Here is a 15,718-nt window from a genome sequence, read left to right as displayed (position 1 = left end):
GGTGGGGGGTGGGGCGCGCCGGGCGCCGCCGGGCGTCCTGACCACCCGCGGGGGGCTGTGGGTAAGGGGCTGGCGAGACGGGGCGGGGCCCCCCCCTGCGGGGGGGCCCACGGCCCTTTGCTCACGCCACCGTCACAGAGCCGGCAGCCAGCCCGTCTGGACGGTCTGCCCGGCGGTCTGACGACGGGTCACCAGCACACCGCGGCCCGGGGGCAGCGGCTGCGGCTTGACGGTGCCCAGCAGGGCGCCCTCGGACTTGTCGCCGGAGAGCAGCAGACCCTGGCCGCCGAGCTCCTTCATGCGCTGCATGACCGGCTCGAACAGCGAGCGGCCCGCACCGCCGGCGCTGCGCGCGATGATCACGCGCAGGCCGATGTCCCGGGCGAACGGGAGGAACTCGGCCAGCGGCGCCATCGGGTTGCCCGAGGAGGTGGCGACCAGCTCGTAGTCGTCCACGATCACGAACATGTCCTTGCCGGTGTACCAACTGCGGTTGCGCAGCTGCTCCGGGGTGATGTCCGGGCCGGGGAGGCGCCGCGAGCAGGCGCCGCGCAGCATCTCCACGATCGAGTTCATCGCCGGGGCGGCGGCCGCGTACTCCACCAGGTACTCCGGCGGGACGACGCCCAGCAGCGAGCGGCGGAAGTCGCCGACCACGATGCCGGCCTGGTCCGGGGTGTACCGCTCGGTGATCTGCTTGATCAGCATGCGCAGCACGGCCGACTTGCCGGACTCGCTCGCACCGAACACCAGGAAGAGCGGGTCGGTCTCGAAGTTGATGAACGCCGGGGCGAGTTCGACCTCGTCGACACCGAAGGCGATGCCCAGCTCGGGGTGCTCGAAGCCCTTGGGCAGCGCGTTCCCGTCGAGCACCGCGGGCAGCATCCGGACCTGCGGGGCACGCTGGCCGGTCCAGGCCGCGTCCACCTGGGCGACCAGGTCGGAGACCCCGTCCACCAGGTCCTCGATGGTGGTGCTGCCGTCCAGACGGGGCAGGCCCGACAGGAAGTGCAGCTTGTCCGCGGTCAGACCGCGGCCGGGCTGGCCGGCCGGGACGTTCTGCGCGACCTTGCGGTCGATCTCGGACTCCATCGCGTCACCGAGCCGCAGCTCGGTGCGGTTCTGCAGCAGGTCCTTGAGGGCCGGCCGGACCTCGGCGTAGCGGGCGGCGGTGAGGATCACGTGCACGCCGTAGCCGAGACCGCGCTGGGCGATGTCGGCGATGACCGGCTCCAGGACCTCGAACTCCTGCTTGAAGGTCAGCCAGCCGTCGATGATCAGGAAGACGTCGCCGAACTGCTCGTCCGGCAGCTGCCCGTTGGCCCGCTTGGAGCGGAAGGTGGCGATGGTGTCGATGCCGGTCGAGCGGAACAGCTCCTCGCGCCGGTTGAGCACCCCGTGCACCTCGCTGACGGTGCGTCGGACCTTCTCCACGTCCAGACGCCCGGCCACCCCGCCGACGTGCGGCAGGCCCTGCAGGGCCTGGAAGCCGCCACCGCCGAAGTCCAGCATGTAGAACTGCGTCTCGGCCGCGGTGTGGGTGACGGAGAAGCCCGCCACCATGGTGCGGATCAGGGTGGACTTGCCGGAGCGCGGACCACCGACCACCAGACCGTGGCCGGCCGCGCCGGAGTAGTCCTGGTAGAGCACGTCGCGGCGCTGGTCACGCGGCTTGTCGACGATGCCGACCGGCACCACCAGACGGCCGAGCGCACCGAACTCCGGCGAGGTGAGGCCGCGTTCGGCGGTCACCTGGAGCGGCGGCACCAGCTGGTCCACCGACGGCGGGGTCTCCAGCGGGGCCAGCCAGACCTGGTGGGCCGGCGGGCCCTGGGAGATCATCCGCTGCACGAAGACGTCGAGCATGGTGTCGAGCAGCGAGTCGTCGATCTCCTCGGCCACCTCGACCGGGACCTCCTCGACCACCGGCTCGACCACCTCGACCTCGGCGGCGGTGAACAGCACCGGCTGGGCGGTGACCACCCGGCCGCCGGTGGAGACCTGCTGGCCCGGCGGACGGTAGGGACCGGACACGTACGCGGCCCGGAACCGCTCCATCACGTCGGAGCCGAACTTCAGGTAGCCGACGCCCGGGATGGGCGGCAGGTGGTACGCGTCCGGCACGCCGATCGCGGCCCGCGACTCGGCGGCCGAGAAGGTGCGCAGACCCAGGCGGTAGGAGAGGAAGGTGTCCAGACCGCGGAGCTTGCCCTCCTCCAGTCGCTGGGAGGCGAGCAGCATGTGCATACCCAGCGAACGGCCGATCCGGCCGATCTGGATGAACAGGTCGATGAAGTCCGGCTTGGCGGTGAGGAGTTCGGAGAACTCATCGATGATCATCAACAGCGAGGGCAGCGGGTCGAGCGGGGCGCCGGCGGCGCGGGCCCGCTCGTACTCGTTGATGTTCGCGTAGTTGCCCGCCGAGCGCAGCAGCTCCTGACGGCGGTTCATCTCACCCTCGATCGCATCGCGCATGCGGTCGATCAGGGTGGCCTCGCCCTCCAGGTTGGTGATCACGGCGGCGGTGTGCGGCATCTCCGACATGCCGGCGAAGGTCGCACCACCCTTGAAGTCCGCGAGCACCAGGTTGAGCACCTCGGAGGAGTGCGTGACCGCGAGCGCCAGCACGATGGTGCGCAGCACCTCGGACTTGCCGGAGCCGGTCGCGCCGACGCACATGCCGTGCGGGCCCATGCCCGCCAGCGAGGCCTCCTTGAGGTCCAGCCAGACGTACTCGCCGTTCTGGCCGACGCCCAGCGGCACCTTGAGCTTCTCCGAGACCGGCTTCGGCCGCCAGTGCCGGGCCGGGTCGAAGGAGCCCGGGTCGCCGGTCTCCATCATCTCGGTGAAGTCCATCGAGACCAGCGACGGGTCGCCGTCGTCACCGCCGGCCGAGACCCGGAACGGCGCCAACTGCCGCGCCAGCGCCTCGGACTGCCAGGACGACAGGGTGTCCGGCTTGCCCGAGTACGAGGCCCCGGAGGCCGACTCCAGCAGCAGCCGGTCCTTGGTCAGGGTGACCACCAGGTGGCCGCTCGGCTCGTCCAGGTCACCCGGCACCACCTCGATGATGGTGACGTTCTCGACGCCCTCGACCCCGGCCAGCACCGAGTCGTGCGGGACGGAGGCACCGTCCATCACGATCACCAGGTGCGGCTGGTCTGCGGACGGCACGGAGTCCCGGGAGAAGCCCTTGCGGCCGTTCAGCTCGGTGGCCAGCAGCACCTCCAACTCGCCCAGCCCGGTGGCGATCAGACGGCGCGAACCGGCGCCGTCGGCCTCCTTGCGGTGCTGGGTGTGCGGCAGCCACTTGGCCCACTCCCACTCGTCCACCGCGCCGGGCGCGGCGGCCACCCCGATGACCAGGTCGTCGGGGGAGTGCAGGGTCGCCAGCTGGGCCAGCATCGCGCGCACGTTGCCGTACACGGTGTCCGGGTCGCCGCAGACCGTGATGTGGTAGAAGGCGCGCAGCGAGACCGCCAACGGCAGGTCCTGCAGGGTGCCGTGAGCGGTCAGGAAGTCCTTCATGGCGGCCGCCGAGAGCGGCTCCAGCTCGTCCAGCGGAGCGGTCTCGGGGGCCTTCAGCGGCGTGTTCAGCTGCTGCGGGCCCTGGCCCAGCCGGATCTGCGCGAAGTCCGGGTCGCTCGGACGCCGCTCCCAGAGCCGGCGGCCCTCGGCCACGATCGACCAGAGCTGGTCCGGCTCGGGGTGCAGGAACAGCTGCGCGCCGCGCTGCCGGTCGGCCGTGCGGCGGACCTGACGGCGCATCTGCTGCAGGTACTTCAGGTAGTCCCGGCGCTCGTCCGCCGTACCGGCGCTGCCGCCCTTGCGGGCCTTGACGACCTGCGCCACCGCCATCGCGGCGGTGGAGGCCACCATCAGTACGCCCATCATCTTCATCGGCCCCTGGCCGTTGAAGAGGAAGGCCGCCGAACCGCCCATGCCCAGCAGCGGCAGCAGGGACATCATCCAGTCCTCGCCACCGGCCCTCGGCAGCTCAGGCGGCGGCACCAGCTCCACCGGCTCGTCCGGTACCGGAGGCGGATACGCCCGCGCCGGACGCTTGACCGTAATCACACTCACTGGCATCAGCCCTCACGCACACGCAACTGGACACGTACGGGTCTTGAGGGCGCCCCGTGTGTGATGACGCCGCCCCCGCTCCGCCGATCGCAGGCGCCTCCGGGGTCGCGCGTCATCGCCCCCGTTCGCCTCGCGCAGGGGCCCACCCTACTGGGAGCACGTCAACCGTTCGAGCACGGGGCCGTAACTCACCTGCTCCGCCCCGGCCTGACGCTCCGTCCGGGGGCAGGCATCCCGGTCCGAACCATCTGACGGTAGGGTGTCGCCGCGCCAACTCTTGGTCGGGTCGTGCCAATTACCGGCCGGCGGGGGCGCCAAGCTGACAACGGACACAGCAACAGGGGGAAGCGCCGGTGAGCTCTAACGCCACTACCGGATTCTGCCGGGTCACCGTCGTGGCGCCGGACAGCCGGATCGACGTCGCACTGCCGGAGGACGTTCCGCTCGCGGACATCTACCCCGAGGTGCTGCGGCTCTCCGGGCAGACCCAGGTGGACGGTGCGCCCACCGGCTTCCACCTGGTCCGCCGCGACGGCACGGTGCTGGACAGCGGGCTGCCGCTGGCCGCCCAACAGGTGCGGGACGGGGACCTGCTGAGCCTGCGTCCGTTCGCGGAGTCGCTGCCGCCGGCCGTCTACGACGACGTGGCCGACGCCATCGCCAGCGCGGTCGGCGCCGACCACCGGTTCTGGAGCCCGGACCTGATGCGCTCCTTCGGCCTGATCGGGGCGGGCGTGCTGCTCACCCTGCTCGGCTTCGCGCTCTGGTTCGCCGACCTGAAGCACGACATGCACGGTCTGCCCGGCATCCTGGCCGGCGTCACCGCCGTGGTGCTGGTCGCCTTCGCCGGCGTCCGCGCCCGGATCTACCAGGACCACGACGCCGCCGTCGCGCTCGGCCTCGGCGCCCTGCCGCACACCCTGATCGCCGGCAGCGGCATCATCGCGGTGGCCACCGTCGGCGACGGCCCCGGCCGCCTCCAGCTGCTGGTCGGCTGCGTCGCCGTGCTGGTGGTCTCGGTCCTGCTGGTCGGCATGCTCCCGGAGAAGGACTCGGTCTTCGTGGCCGCCGCCTTCCTGGCCGCCTCCGGCACCCTGGCCTCCTTCGCCGCCGTCCTGCTCTCCGACACCCCCGCCACCGACATCGCCGCCGTCACCGGCGTCGCCGCGGTCGCGGCGGTCGGCTTCCTGCCCGCGCTCTCCGCCCGCTTCGCCCGCCTGCCCGTCGGCTTCAACGCCCCCGGCCAGACCCGCACCCGCGGCAGCTCCTACGCCGAGGAGGCCGCCGCCTCCGAGACCGTCCAGTACGAGCGGATCGCCCACCAGGCCCGGCGCGGCCACGAGGTGCTGGTCGGCCTGGTCGGCGGCTGCGCCGCCACCGTGATCGGCGCCTGCACCGTGCTCGGCTTCAGCGACCGGATGTGGGCCGAGCTGCTGGCCCTGGCCGTCGGCGTCTCGACCATGCTGCGGGCCCGCCTGTTCCGCTACACCGGCCAGGTCTTCGCCCTCACCATCGCTGGCCTGATCGGCCTGGCCCTGCTGGTCATCGGCCTCTCGCTGCACACCCCGCAGTTCATCCTGTCCGCCACCGCCTCCTCCTCGGTGGACCTGCGCACCATCTGGCTCTCCGCCTCCATCGCGGCCGGCGCCGCCATCCTCACCGGCATCGCCCTGGTCGTCCCGCGCCTGGGCGTCTCCCCCTTCTGGGGCCGCATCCTGGACATGGTCGACGGCCTGACGCTGGTCGCCCTGGTCCCGCTGGCCCTGGCCGTCCTCGACATCTACGGCCTGATCCGCGGCGCCACCAGTTAGTCGCCCGCTCGCCTCCGGGGCGCTTGACCCCGGCACCGGCGCGCCCCTTCGGCTCGGGGCGGGTGGGGAAGGGTCGAGAGCTTCCGCCCGCCGTCGCCCCTCACCCTGCGGTAAGGGGCGGCGGCGGGCGCTGGTACTCTTGGGCAGTCCGAGTTCAGTCAGATCCCTGTGCCGTCTACCAGGGTCACTCGGAAACCTTGAAGGAGATGCCGTGGCTCTCGCCGCTGACGTCAAGAAGCAGATCTTCGCCGAGTTCGGCCAGAAGGAGGGCGACACCGGCTCCCCCGAGGTCCAGGTCGCCATGCTGTCCCGCCGGATCTCGGACCTGACCGAGCACCTCAAGTTCCACAAGCACGACCACCACTCGCGTCGTGGCCTGCTGATCCTGGTCGGCCAGCGCCGCCGCCTTCTCCAGTACCTGGCCAAGAAGGACATCGAGCGCTTCCGTACCCTGGTGGACCGCCTCGGCATCCGCCGCGGTGCCGCCGGCGGCGCCCGCTAAGACCGCTGCTAGGGGCGGCTCCCCGACACCGGGGAGCCGCCCCTCGTTGCATACCCGAACGGCACCACCCACCCCGCCGCACCACACGCGCCCTAATGACGCGCTCGGTAGGGTGTGAATTTGTAAGGTGAGGGGCATGCCCGGTCATGGCGCCGACGTGAAGTCGGCCCGACCCAGGCAACAAACGCACTCACCGAGCGGGGAGAAGGGCCTCAAACGGAGGCCGCCCGCATCCGGAGGAGCGTCCAGACGCGACCGCCGACCAGGCCCGAGAGGCGCCGGTCCTCGGTAGTGGCCCCCGGGAGTCCCCAGCGAGGGAAGCCCCGGAGGCTTCGATCGAAGACCGGCCCGAACTGCCCAGGGCCGCCGGCAGACAGCAAGCGCTGGGACGCTCCTCCGGGAACGTACGAAAGAGGAGATCTTCCAGGTGGAAGAGAACGTGTTCTACGCCGAGGCCGTCATCGACAACGGCAGCTTCGGCACCCGTACCATCCGTTTCGAGACCGGCCGGCTGGCCCGTCAGGCCGCCGGTTCCGCCGTGGCCTACCTGGACGACGACACCATGGTGCTGTCGGCCACCAGCGCCTCCAAGCAGCCGAAGGAGCACTTCGACTTCTTCCCGCTGACGGTCGACGTCGAGGAGCGGATGTACGCCGCCGGCCGCATCCCCGGCTCGTTCTTCCGTCGTGAGGGCCGGCCCTCCGAGGACGCGGTCCTCACCTGCCGCCTGATCGACCGTCCGCTGCGCCCGTCCTTCGTCAAGGGCCTGCGCAACGAGATCCAGGTCGTCTGCACGATCATGGCGCTCAACCCGGACCACCTGTACGACGTGGTGGCCATCAACGCCGCCTCGGCCTCCACCCAGCTCGCGGGCCTGCCGTTCTCCGGCCCGATCGGTGGCGTCCGCGTTGCGCTGATCAAGGGTCAGTGGGTGGCCTTCCCGACCCACACCGAGCTCGAGGACGCCGTCTTCGACATGGTCGTGGCCGGCCGTGCGCTGCCGGACGGCGACGTCGCGATCATGATGGTCGAGGCCGAGGCCACCAAGCGGACCATCACCCTGGTGGGTGAGGGCGCCGAGGCTCCGACCGAGGAGGTCGTGGCCGCCGGTCTCGAGGCCGCCAAGCCGTTCATCAAGGTGCTCTGCGCCGCCCAGGCGAAGCTGGCCGCCCAGGCCGCCAAGCCGACCGGCGAGTTCCCGGTCTTCCTGGACTACCAGGACGACGTGCTGGCCGCCCTGACGGACGCCGTCAAGAGCGACCTCGCGAAGGCCCTCACCATCCCGGGCAAGACCGAGCGCAACAACGAGATCGACCGGATCAAGGGCATCGCGGCCGAGAAGCTGCTCCCGAAGTTCGAGGGTCGCGAGAAGGAGATCAGCGCCGCCTACAACGCGCTGACCAAGAAGATCGTCCGCGAGCGCGTCATCACCGACAAGGTGCGCATCGACGGCCGTGGCGTCACGGACATCCGTACGCTGGCCGCCGAGGTCGAGGCGATCCCGCGCGTGCACGGCTCGGCGCTGTTCGAGCGCGGCGAGACCCAGATCCTGGGTGTCACCACGCTGAACATGCTCCGGATGGAGCAGCAGCTCGACACGCTCTCCCCGGAGACGCGTCGCCGCTACATGCACAACTACAACTTCCCGCCGTACTCGGTCGGCGAGACCGGCCGCGTCGGTTCGCCGAAGCGCCGCGAGATCGGCCACGGCGCGCTGGCCGAGCGGGCGATCCTGCCCGTGCTGCCGACCCGCGAGGAGTTCCCCTACGCGATCCGCCAGGTCTCCGAGGCGCTGAGCTCCAACGGCTCCACCTCGATGGGCTCGGTCTGCGCCTCGACCATGTCGCTGCTGAACGCGGGTGTCCCGCTGAAGGCCGCCGTGGCCGGCATCGCGATGGGCCTGATCTCCCAGGAGATCGAGGGCGAGACCCACTACGTCACGCTGACCGACATCCTCGGTGCCGAGGACGCGTTCGGTGACATGGACTTCAAGGTCGCCGGTACCCGCAACTTCATCACTGCGCTGCAGCTGGACACCAAGCTCAACGGCATCCCGGCCTCGGTGCTGGCCGCCGCGCTGAAGCAGGCCAAGGACGCCCGCCTGCACATCCTCGACGTGATGAACGAGGCGATCGACGCCCCGGACGAGATGTCGCAGTACGCCCCGCGCATCATCACCATCAAGATCCCGGTGGACAAGATCGGTGAGGTCATCGGCCCCAAGGGCAAGATGATCAACCAGATCCAGGAGGACACCGGCGCCGAGATCACGATCGAGGACGACGGCACCATCTACATCGGTGCCAGCGACGGTCCGGCCGCCGAGGCCGCCCGCACCACGATCAACCAGATCGCCAACCCGACCATGCCGGAGGTCGGCGAGCGCTACCTGGGCACCGTGGTGAAGACCACGACCTTCGGTGCGTTCGTGTCGCTCATGCCGGGCAAGGACGGCCTGCTGCACATCTCGCAGATCCGCAAGCTCGCCGGTGGCAAGCGCGTGGAGAACGTCGAGGACGTGCTGGCCGTCGGCTCCAAGGTGCAGGTCGAGATCGCCGAGATCGACCCGCGCGGCAAGCTCTCGCTGATCCCGGTCGTCGAGGGCGAGGACGGCGAGGACGCCGCTCCCGCCGCCGAGTGACGCTCCGTTAGCTCCACCGCGGCCCGCGCGCTCCCCGGAGTGCGCGGGCCGCACCCTGTTCGTCGAATGTTCCTCGCACCACCTGGAAGGAAGCCCGTGGCCCAGGCCAGCGCGGCGCAGCAGCGCCCCGGCTCCACCCGGACCCTGCTCAAGGGCGTGGACGGCGCCGGCACCGTGCGCCGCACCGTCCTCCCCGGCGGTCTGCGGGTCGTCACCGAGACCCTCCCGACGGTCCGCTCCGCGACCTTCGGCATCTGGGTCGGCGTCGGCTCCCGGGACGAGACCCCGGCGCTGAACGGCGCCACCCACTACCTGGAGCACCTGCTCTTCAAGGGCACCGCCCGGCGCACCGCACTGGAGATCTCCGCCGCGCTCGACGCGGTCGGCGGCGAGATGAACGCGTTCACCGCCAAGGAGAACACCTGCTACTACGCGCGGGTGCTCGACACCGACCTGCCGCTGGCCATCGACGTGGTCTGCGACATGCTCACCGGCTCGCTGATCCGCCCCGAGGACGTGGAGGCCGAACGCGGCGTCATCCTCGAGGAGATGGCGATGGCCGAGGACGACCCGGGCGACGTGGTGCACGACCTGTTCGCCAAGGTGATCTACGGCGACACCCCGCTGGGCCGCCCGATCCTCGGCACCCAGGAGACGGTCACCAACCTGACCCGCGATCAGATCGCCGGCTTCTTCCACCGCCGCTACAAGCCTGAGCAGCTGGTGGTCGCCGCCGCCGGCAACCTCGACCACGCGACCGTGGTCCGACAGGTCCGCAAGGCCTTCGCGCCGGTGCTGGCCCGCTCGGCCGGCCACCCCTCCGAGGTCCGCAAGGGCGTCCGCGCGCTGCGCACGGCCGGCCGGGTCGAGGTGCTCAACCGCCCGACCGAGCAGGCCCACCTGGTGCTCGGGGTGCCCGGCGTTCCCCGGCACGACGAGCGCCGCTGGGCCCTCGGGGTGCTCAACGCCGCGCTCGGCGGCGGGATGAGCTCGCGGCTGTTCCAGGAGGTCCGGGAGAAGCGCGGGCTGGCCTACTCGGTCTACTCGTACTCCTCCTCCTACGCCGACAGCGGCCTGTTCGGCATCTACGCCGGCTGCCAGCCCAAGCGGGTCGAGCAGGTGCTGGAGATCTGCCGCGAGGAGCTGGCCAAGGTGGTCGCCGAGGGCATCACCGAGGAGGAGCTGCGCCGCGCGATCGGCCAGATCTCCGGCTCCACCGTGCTCGGCATGGAGGACACCGGCTCGCTGATGAACCGGATCGGCAAGGCCGAGATCAGCTACGGCCAGCACCTGTCGGTCAGCGAGATGCTGGAGCGGATCTCCTCCGTCACCCTGGAGGACGTCCACGCGGTGGCCCGGGACGTGCTCGGCGCGCACCGGCCCTCGCTCGCGCTGATCGGCCCGATCAACCAGAAGCGGGCCGACGCGCTCGCCACCCTGTTGGCCTGAGAGGACTCCTGACATGACGTCTGTCGCCGTCATCGGCGCCACCGGCCGGATCGGCTCGGAGGCGGTCAAGGCCGTCACCGCGGCCCCGGACCTGGAGCTGACCGCCGCGCTCGGCCGCTCCTCCTCGCTGGAGGAGCTCAAGGGCGCCGAGGTCGCGGTCGAACTCACCCACCCCGACGCGGTGATGGCCAACCTGGAGCACTGCGTCCGCAACGGCATCCACGTCGTCACCGGCACCACCGGCTGGACCGAGGAGCGGCTCGCCACCCTGCGCGGCTGGCTGGCCGAGGCCCCCGGGGTCGGCGTGCTGATCGCGCCGAACTTCTCCGTCGGCGCGGTGCTGTCGATGAAGTTCGCCCAGCAGGCCGCGAAGTACTTCGAGACCGTCGAGGTCGTGGAGCTGCACCACAACCACAAGGCGGACGCCCCCAGCGGCACCGCCGCCCGCACCGCCCAGCTGATCGCCGCCGCCCGGGAGGAGGCCGGCCTGCCCCGGCAGTCCGACCCGACCACCCACGGCCTGCCCGGCGCCCGCGGCGCCGACGTGGACGGCGTGCCGGTCCACTCGGTCCGGCTGCGCGGCCTGCTGGCCCACCAGGAGGTGCTGCTCGGCGACACCGGCGAGACCCTGACGATCCGTCACGACTCGCTGCACCACAGCTGCTTCATGCCGGGGATCCTGCTCGGCGTGCGCAAGGTGGCCGGGCGCCCGGGGCTGACCTTCGGCCTCGAACACTTCATGGAGCTCTGAGTACCGGATGACCTCGCGCACCGGCTTCTTCGCGCTCTCCGCGGCCCTGCTGCTGGTCTCGCTGATCTGCGTCGGCGAGGGCGTCCAGCTGATCGCCACCGGCAAGCCGCTCGGCATCGGCCTGGGCGTCTGCGCCTTCGTCATCCCGGCGATCGGCGTCTGGTTCCTGCGCGCGACCGTGCGGTTCGGCCGGGCCAGCGAGCGGCTGGCCGAGGAGCTGGAGGCCGAGGGGGGCCTCCCGGTGGACGAGCTGCGCCGCACCAGCGGCGGGCGGATCGACCGGGCCTCGGCCGACGAGGTGTTCGCCCGCCGCAAGGCGGAGGCGGAGGCGGCACCGGGGGACTGGCGGGTGTTCTTCCGCCTGGCCGTGGCGTACGCGGACGCGGGGGACACGCCGCGGGCCCGCAGGACCATGCAGCACGCCATCAAGCTGCACGGGAGCAACGAACCGATTGGGAGCAAGAGTTGAGCAGCGAAGTGAAGTTCCGCGACGACGTGACGGTGCAGCTGGTGCGCAGCGCCGCCGCCGACTCGGACGTCATCTGGTCCGCGCGGGTCTCCACCGCGGGTGAGCAGTCGCTGGAGGCGCTGTCCCAGGACCCGGAGAAGTCGGCCGGCCTGATCAACTTCCTGATGCGGGACCGCCACGGCACCCCCTTCGAGCACAACTCGATGACCTTCTTCATCAGCGCGCCGATCTTCGTCTTCCGCGAGTTCCACCGGCACCGCAGCGGCTGGTCGTACAACGAGGAGTCCGGCCGCTACCGCAACCTGGAGCCGGTCTTCTACGTGCCCGGCGCCGAGCGCAAGCTGGTCCAGCAGGGCCGCCCGGGCCGGTACGAGTTCGTCGACGGCACCCCGGAGCAGCAGGACGTGGTGACGGAGCAGATGGAGGCCGCCTACCGGGCCTCGTACACCGCCTACCAGGAGATGCTGGAGGCGGGCGTGGCCCGCGAGGTGGCCCGGGCCGTGCTGCCGGTCGGCCTGTTCTCCTCGATGTACGCCACCTGCAACGCCCGCTCGTTGATGCACTTCCTCTCGCTGCGGACCAAGAAGGAGAACGCCACCGTGCCCTCCTTCCCGCAGCGCGAGATCGAGATGGTCGCCGAGGGCATGGAGGCGGAGTGGGCGAAGCTCATGCCGCTCACCCATGCGGCCTTCGAGAAGCACGGCCGCGTGGCCCCCTGACCTGGGCCGACAGGCATAGGAGTGGCGTGTCCGGCATGTCTGGATTGCGGTGATTCTGAGGGCTCCCTAGGCTCAGGTCACGGATTCCGGTGCTGCTCGAACCCCCGAGCGGGTAGCACCGGAATCCCATGCCGGGAGCCGGAACGGGCGGCTGACGGGCCGTCAGTGCCACGCCACACCTGTCCGAACCCTGGACCGCTCCGGATACCCCCGGGGTGCCTACGAGTAGTTTTGGACCCATGGCTCCGACCTCCACCCCCCAGACGCCTTTCGGCCGGGTGCTGACCGCGATGGTCACCCCGTTCACCGCCGACGGCGCGCTCGACCTCGACGGCGCCCAGCGCCTCGCCACCCACCTGGTGGACTCCGGCAACGACGGTCTCGTGATCAACGGCACCACGGGCGAGTCCCCCACCACCAGCGACGCGGAGAAGGCCCAGCTGGTCCGCGCCGTCGTGGAGGCGGTCGGGGACCGTGCGCACGTCGTCGCCGGGGTCGGCACCAACGACACCCACCACAGCGCCGAGCTGGCCCGCCAGGCCGAGGCGGCCGGCGCCCACGGCCTGCTGGTGGTCACCCCGTACTACAGCAAGCCCCCGCAGGAAGGCCTGTACCGGCACACGGTCGCCATCGCCGACACCACCGGCCTCCCCGTGATGCTCTACGACATCCCCGGCAGGTCCGGCGTCGCGCTGAGCACCGAGACCCTGGTCCGGCTCGGCGAGCACCCCCGGATCGTCGCCAACAAGGACGCCAAGGGCGACCTCGGCGCGGCCTCCTGGGCGATCTCCCGCTCCGGCCTCGCCTGGTACTCCGGTGACGACATCCTCAACCTGCCACTGCTCTCGGTGGGGGCCGTCGGCATCGTCAGCGTGGTCGCCCACGTGGTGGCCGGCGAGCTGCGCACCATGATCGACGCCTTCCGCGACGGCGACGTGGCGAAGGCCACCGCGATTCACCAGAGCCTGCTGCCGGTGTTCAGCGGTATGTTCCGCACTCAGGGCGTGATCCTCACCAAGGCCGCGCTCACCCTGCAGGGCCACCCGGCCGGACCGCTCCGCCTGCCGCTGGTCTCCGCCACCGAGGAGGAGATCGCGCGGTTGAAGGAGGATCTCGCCGCCGGCGGGGTACACCTGTAACCGACAAGACGTGCGCGCCCCGGCTCGCCGGGCCTCCCGAGGCCTGCCGCTGGACCGGACCGAAGGCGCGATGCATCAGACCTGGTAAGTAGGAAACCATCGAAGCACGCACGCCACGTGTCAGCAGGGGAGGACCCCCGGGCATGTGGCGTGCGTCGTAAGGAGAGTCTTTTGAGCCACCCTCACCCCGACCTCGGCACGCCCCCGGCCCTCAAGCCCGGCGCCATCCGGATCACCCCGCTCGGCGGCCTCGGCGAGATCGGTCGCAACATGACCGTGCTGGAGCACGCGGGCCGGCTGCTCATCATCGACTGCGGCGTGCTCTTCCCCGAGGACGAGCAGCCCGGCGTCGACCTGATCCTGCCGGACTTCACCTCCATCCGGGACCGCCTCGACAAGATCGACGGCATCGTCCTGACGCACGGTCACGAGGACCACATCGGTGCCGTCCCGTTCCTCCTGCGGGAGAACCCGGACATCCCGCTGATCGGCTCCAAGCTGACCCTCGCCCTGATCGAGGCCAAGCTCGCCGAGCACCGGATCCGCCCGTACGTCCTGGAGGTCAAGGAGGGCGACCGCGAGCGGATCGGCCCCTTCGACTGCGAGTTCATCGCCGTCAACCACTCCATCCCGGACGCCCTGGCCGTCGCCGTCCGCACCCCGGCCGGCATGGTCGTCGCCACCGGCGACTTCAAGATGGACCAGCTCCCGCTGGACGGCCGCCTCACCGACCTCCCGGCCTTCGCCAAGCTGGCCGAGGAGGGCATGGACCTGCTGCTGGTGGACTCCACCAACGCCGAGGTCCCCGGCTTCATCCCGCACGAGCGCGACATCTCCGCGGCGCTGCGCAACGTCTTCGCCAACGCGGAGAAGCGCATCATCGTGGCCTCCTTCGCCAGCCACGTGCACCGCATCCAGCAGGTGCTGGACGCCGCGCACGAGCACAAGCGCAAGGTCGCCTTCGTCGGCCGCTCGATGGTCCGCAACATGGGCATCGCCCGTGACCTCGGCTACCTCAAGGTGCCGGGCAACATGATCGTCGACGTCAAGACCCTCGACGACCTGCCGGACAAGGACGTCGTCCTGGTCTGCACCGGCTCCCAGGGCGAGCCGATGGCCGCGCTGTCCCGGATGGCCAACCGCGACCACCAGATCCGGATCGTCGAGGGCGACACCGTGATCATGGCCTCCTCGCTGATCCCCGGCAACGAGACCGCGATCTACCGGGTCATCAACGGTCTGACCCGCTGGGGCGCCAACGTCGTCCACAAGGGCAACGCCAAGGTGCACGTCTCCGGCCACGCCTCGGCCGGCGAGCTCCTGTACTTCTTCAACATCTGCAGGCCGAAGAACCTGATGCCGGTCCACGGCGAGTGGCGTCACCTGCGGGCCTGCGCCGACCTCGGCATCAAGACCGGCGTCCCGAAGAACCGCACCGTCATCGCCGAGGACGGCGTGGTGGTCGACCTCGAGAACGGCGTCGCCAAGATCGTCGGCAAGGTCCAGGCCGGCTACGTGTACGTCGACGGTTCGTCGGTGGGCGACATCACCGAGGCCTCCCTGAAGGACCGCCGCATCCTCGGCGAGGAGGGCTTCATCTCGGTCTTCGTGGTGGTCGACTCCGCCAGCGGCAAGATCGTGAGCGGCCCGACCATCCAGGCCCGCGGCTCCGGCATCGACGACGGTGCCTTCGCCCCGGTGGTGGCCAAGCTCCAGGAGGGCCTGCAGAAGTCGGCCGGGGACGGTGTCATCGAGGTCCGGCAGGTGCAGCAGCTGGTCCGCCGCATCATCGGCAAGTGGGTGGCGGACAACTACCGCCGCCGTCCGATGATCGTTCCGGTCGTCGTAGAGGTCTAGTCCTCTCGGTTTGACTTGGGGCAACCCGGTGCGTAATGTTCTCCGGGTTGCCCCAAGTGGCCGGCGGAACTTCTCCGAATGAAATCGAGAAGGGAAATCGAGCCCGAGGAACTCTGGTAGAGTTCGGGAGCGCCGAAAGGCGGAAAGCGAAATCGGAAAGCGAAACTCCGGTAAAACGGAGCGGAAAGCATCTGATAAGCTTGAAACACGAAAGAACGAAGCGCCCGGAGGGCCCGCTGGAAGGCGGCCTGAAGGAAGTGACCGTTCCTTGAGAACTCAACAGCGTGCCAAAAGTCA

At 70.5% G+C, this 15,718-nt stretch carries 10 protein-coding genes; 9 read left to right on the top strand and 1 reads right to left on the bottom strand.

Translation table 11 applies throughout. The features are described 5' to 3' along the window. Nucleotides 1–132: 132 nt before the first annotated feature. Nucleotides 133–4,083, bottom strand: coding sequence for a type VII secretion protein EccCa (gene eccCa, locus ACZ6ZR_RS30605; protein WP_465647850.1), 3,951 nt, complete (start codon nt 4,081–4,083; stop codon nt 133–135). A 353-nt stretch (nt 4,084–4,436) separates the two neighbouring features. On the opposite strand from eccCa, the gene eccD reads away from it, so the two are divergent. From eccD to ACZ6ZR_RS30560, 9 genes are all read left to right on the top strand, one after another. After that, the gene (eccD, locus tag ACZ6ZR_RS30600) at nt 4,437–5,894 is read left to right on the top strand and encodes a type VII secretion integral membrane protein EccD (RefSeq protein ID WP_465647848.1); all 1,458 of its coding nucleotides are present in this window, start codon (nt 4,437–4,439) and stop codon (nt 5,892–5,894) included. Between the two features lie 211 nt (nt 5,895–6,105). Continuing rightward, nucleotides 6,106–6,396: a 30S ribosomal protein S15 gene (gene rpsO, locus ACZ6ZR_RS30595; RefSeq protein ID WP_345288773.1), complete on the top strand. Its 291-nt coding sequence runs from the start codon at nt 6,106–6,108 to the stop codon at nt 6,394–6,396. 427 nt (nt 6,397–6,823) lie between these two features. Further along, on the top strand, nt 6,824–9,037 hold the full coding sequence (locus tag ACZ6ZR_RS30590; RefSeq protein WP_465647846.1) for a polyribonucleotide nucleotidyltransferase: 2,214 nt from the start codon (nt 6,824–6,826) through the stop codon (nt 9,035–9,037). Between the two features lie 66 nt (nt 9,038–9,103). Continuing rightward, entirely contained in the window at nt 9,104–10,486 is a 1,383-nt protein-coding gene (locus tag ACZ6ZR_RS30585) for a M16 family metallopeptidase (protein ID WP_465647844.1), read from the top strand. A 13-nt stretch (nt 10,487–10,499) separates the two neighbouring features. Further along, on the top strand, nt 10,500–11,237 hold the full coding sequence (gene dapB / locus ACZ6ZR_RS30580) for a 4-hydroxy-tetrahydrodipicolinate reductase (protein WP_465647842.1): 738 nt from the start codon (nt 10,500–10,502) through the stop codon (nt 11,235–11,237). A 7-nt stretch (nt 11,238–11,244) separates the two neighbouring features. Then, nucleotides 11,245–11,706, top strand: coding sequence for a hypothetical protein (locus ACZ6ZR_RS30575; protein WP_465647840.1), 462 nt, complete (start codon nt 11,245–11,247; stop codon nt 11,704–11,706). Beyond that, nucleotides 11,703–12,425, top strand: a complete 723-nt coding sequence (gene thyX, locus ACZ6ZR_RS30570; protein WP_465647838.1) for an FAD-dependent thymidylate synthase — start codon at nt 11,703–11,705, stop codon at nt 12,423–12,425. The genes ACZ6ZR_RS30575 and thyX overlap by 4 nt, the downstream gene beginning before the upstream one ends. Before the next feature lie 239 nt (nt 12,426–12,664). Next, a complete protein-coding gene (gene dapA / locus ACZ6ZR_RS30565) occupies nt 12,665–13,564 on the top strand; it encodes a 4-hydroxy-tetrahydrodipicolinate synthase (protein ID WP_465647835.1) in 900 nt (299 codons plus the stop codon). A 171-nt stretch (nt 13,565–13,735) separates the two neighbouring features. Further along, complete coding sequence (locus ACZ6ZR_RS30560; protein ID WP_465647834.1) at nt 13,736–15,421, top strand: ribonuclease J; 1,686 nt, start codon at nt 13,736–13,738, stop codon at nt 15,419–15,421. Nucleotides 15,422–15,718: the final 297 nt, after the last annotated feature.

The sequence above is a fragment of the Kitasatospora sp. NPDC088742 genome (genome assembly GCF_055584905.1).
Note: the sequence above shows the minus strand (reverse complement) of the source record. Positions and strands in the feature narration are given on the sequence as shown.

Coding starts and splice junctions, on each gene's coding strand:
- dapB (WP_465647842.1), top strand. CDS start 10,500: ATGACGTCTGTCGCCGTCATCGGCGCCACCGGCCGGATCGGCTCGGAG.
- dapA (WP_465647835.1), top strand. CDS start 12,665: ATGGCTCCGACCTCCACCCCCCAGACGCCTTTCGGCCGGGTGCTGACC.
- ACZ6ZR_RS30585 (WP_465647844.1), top strand. CDS start 9,104: ATGTTCCTCGCACCACCTGGAAGGAAGCCCGTGGCCCAGGCCAGCGCG.
- ACZ6ZR_RS30575 (WP_465647840.1), top strand. CDS start 11,245: ATGACCTCGCGCACCGGCTTCTTCGCGCTCTCCGCGGCCCTGCTGCTG.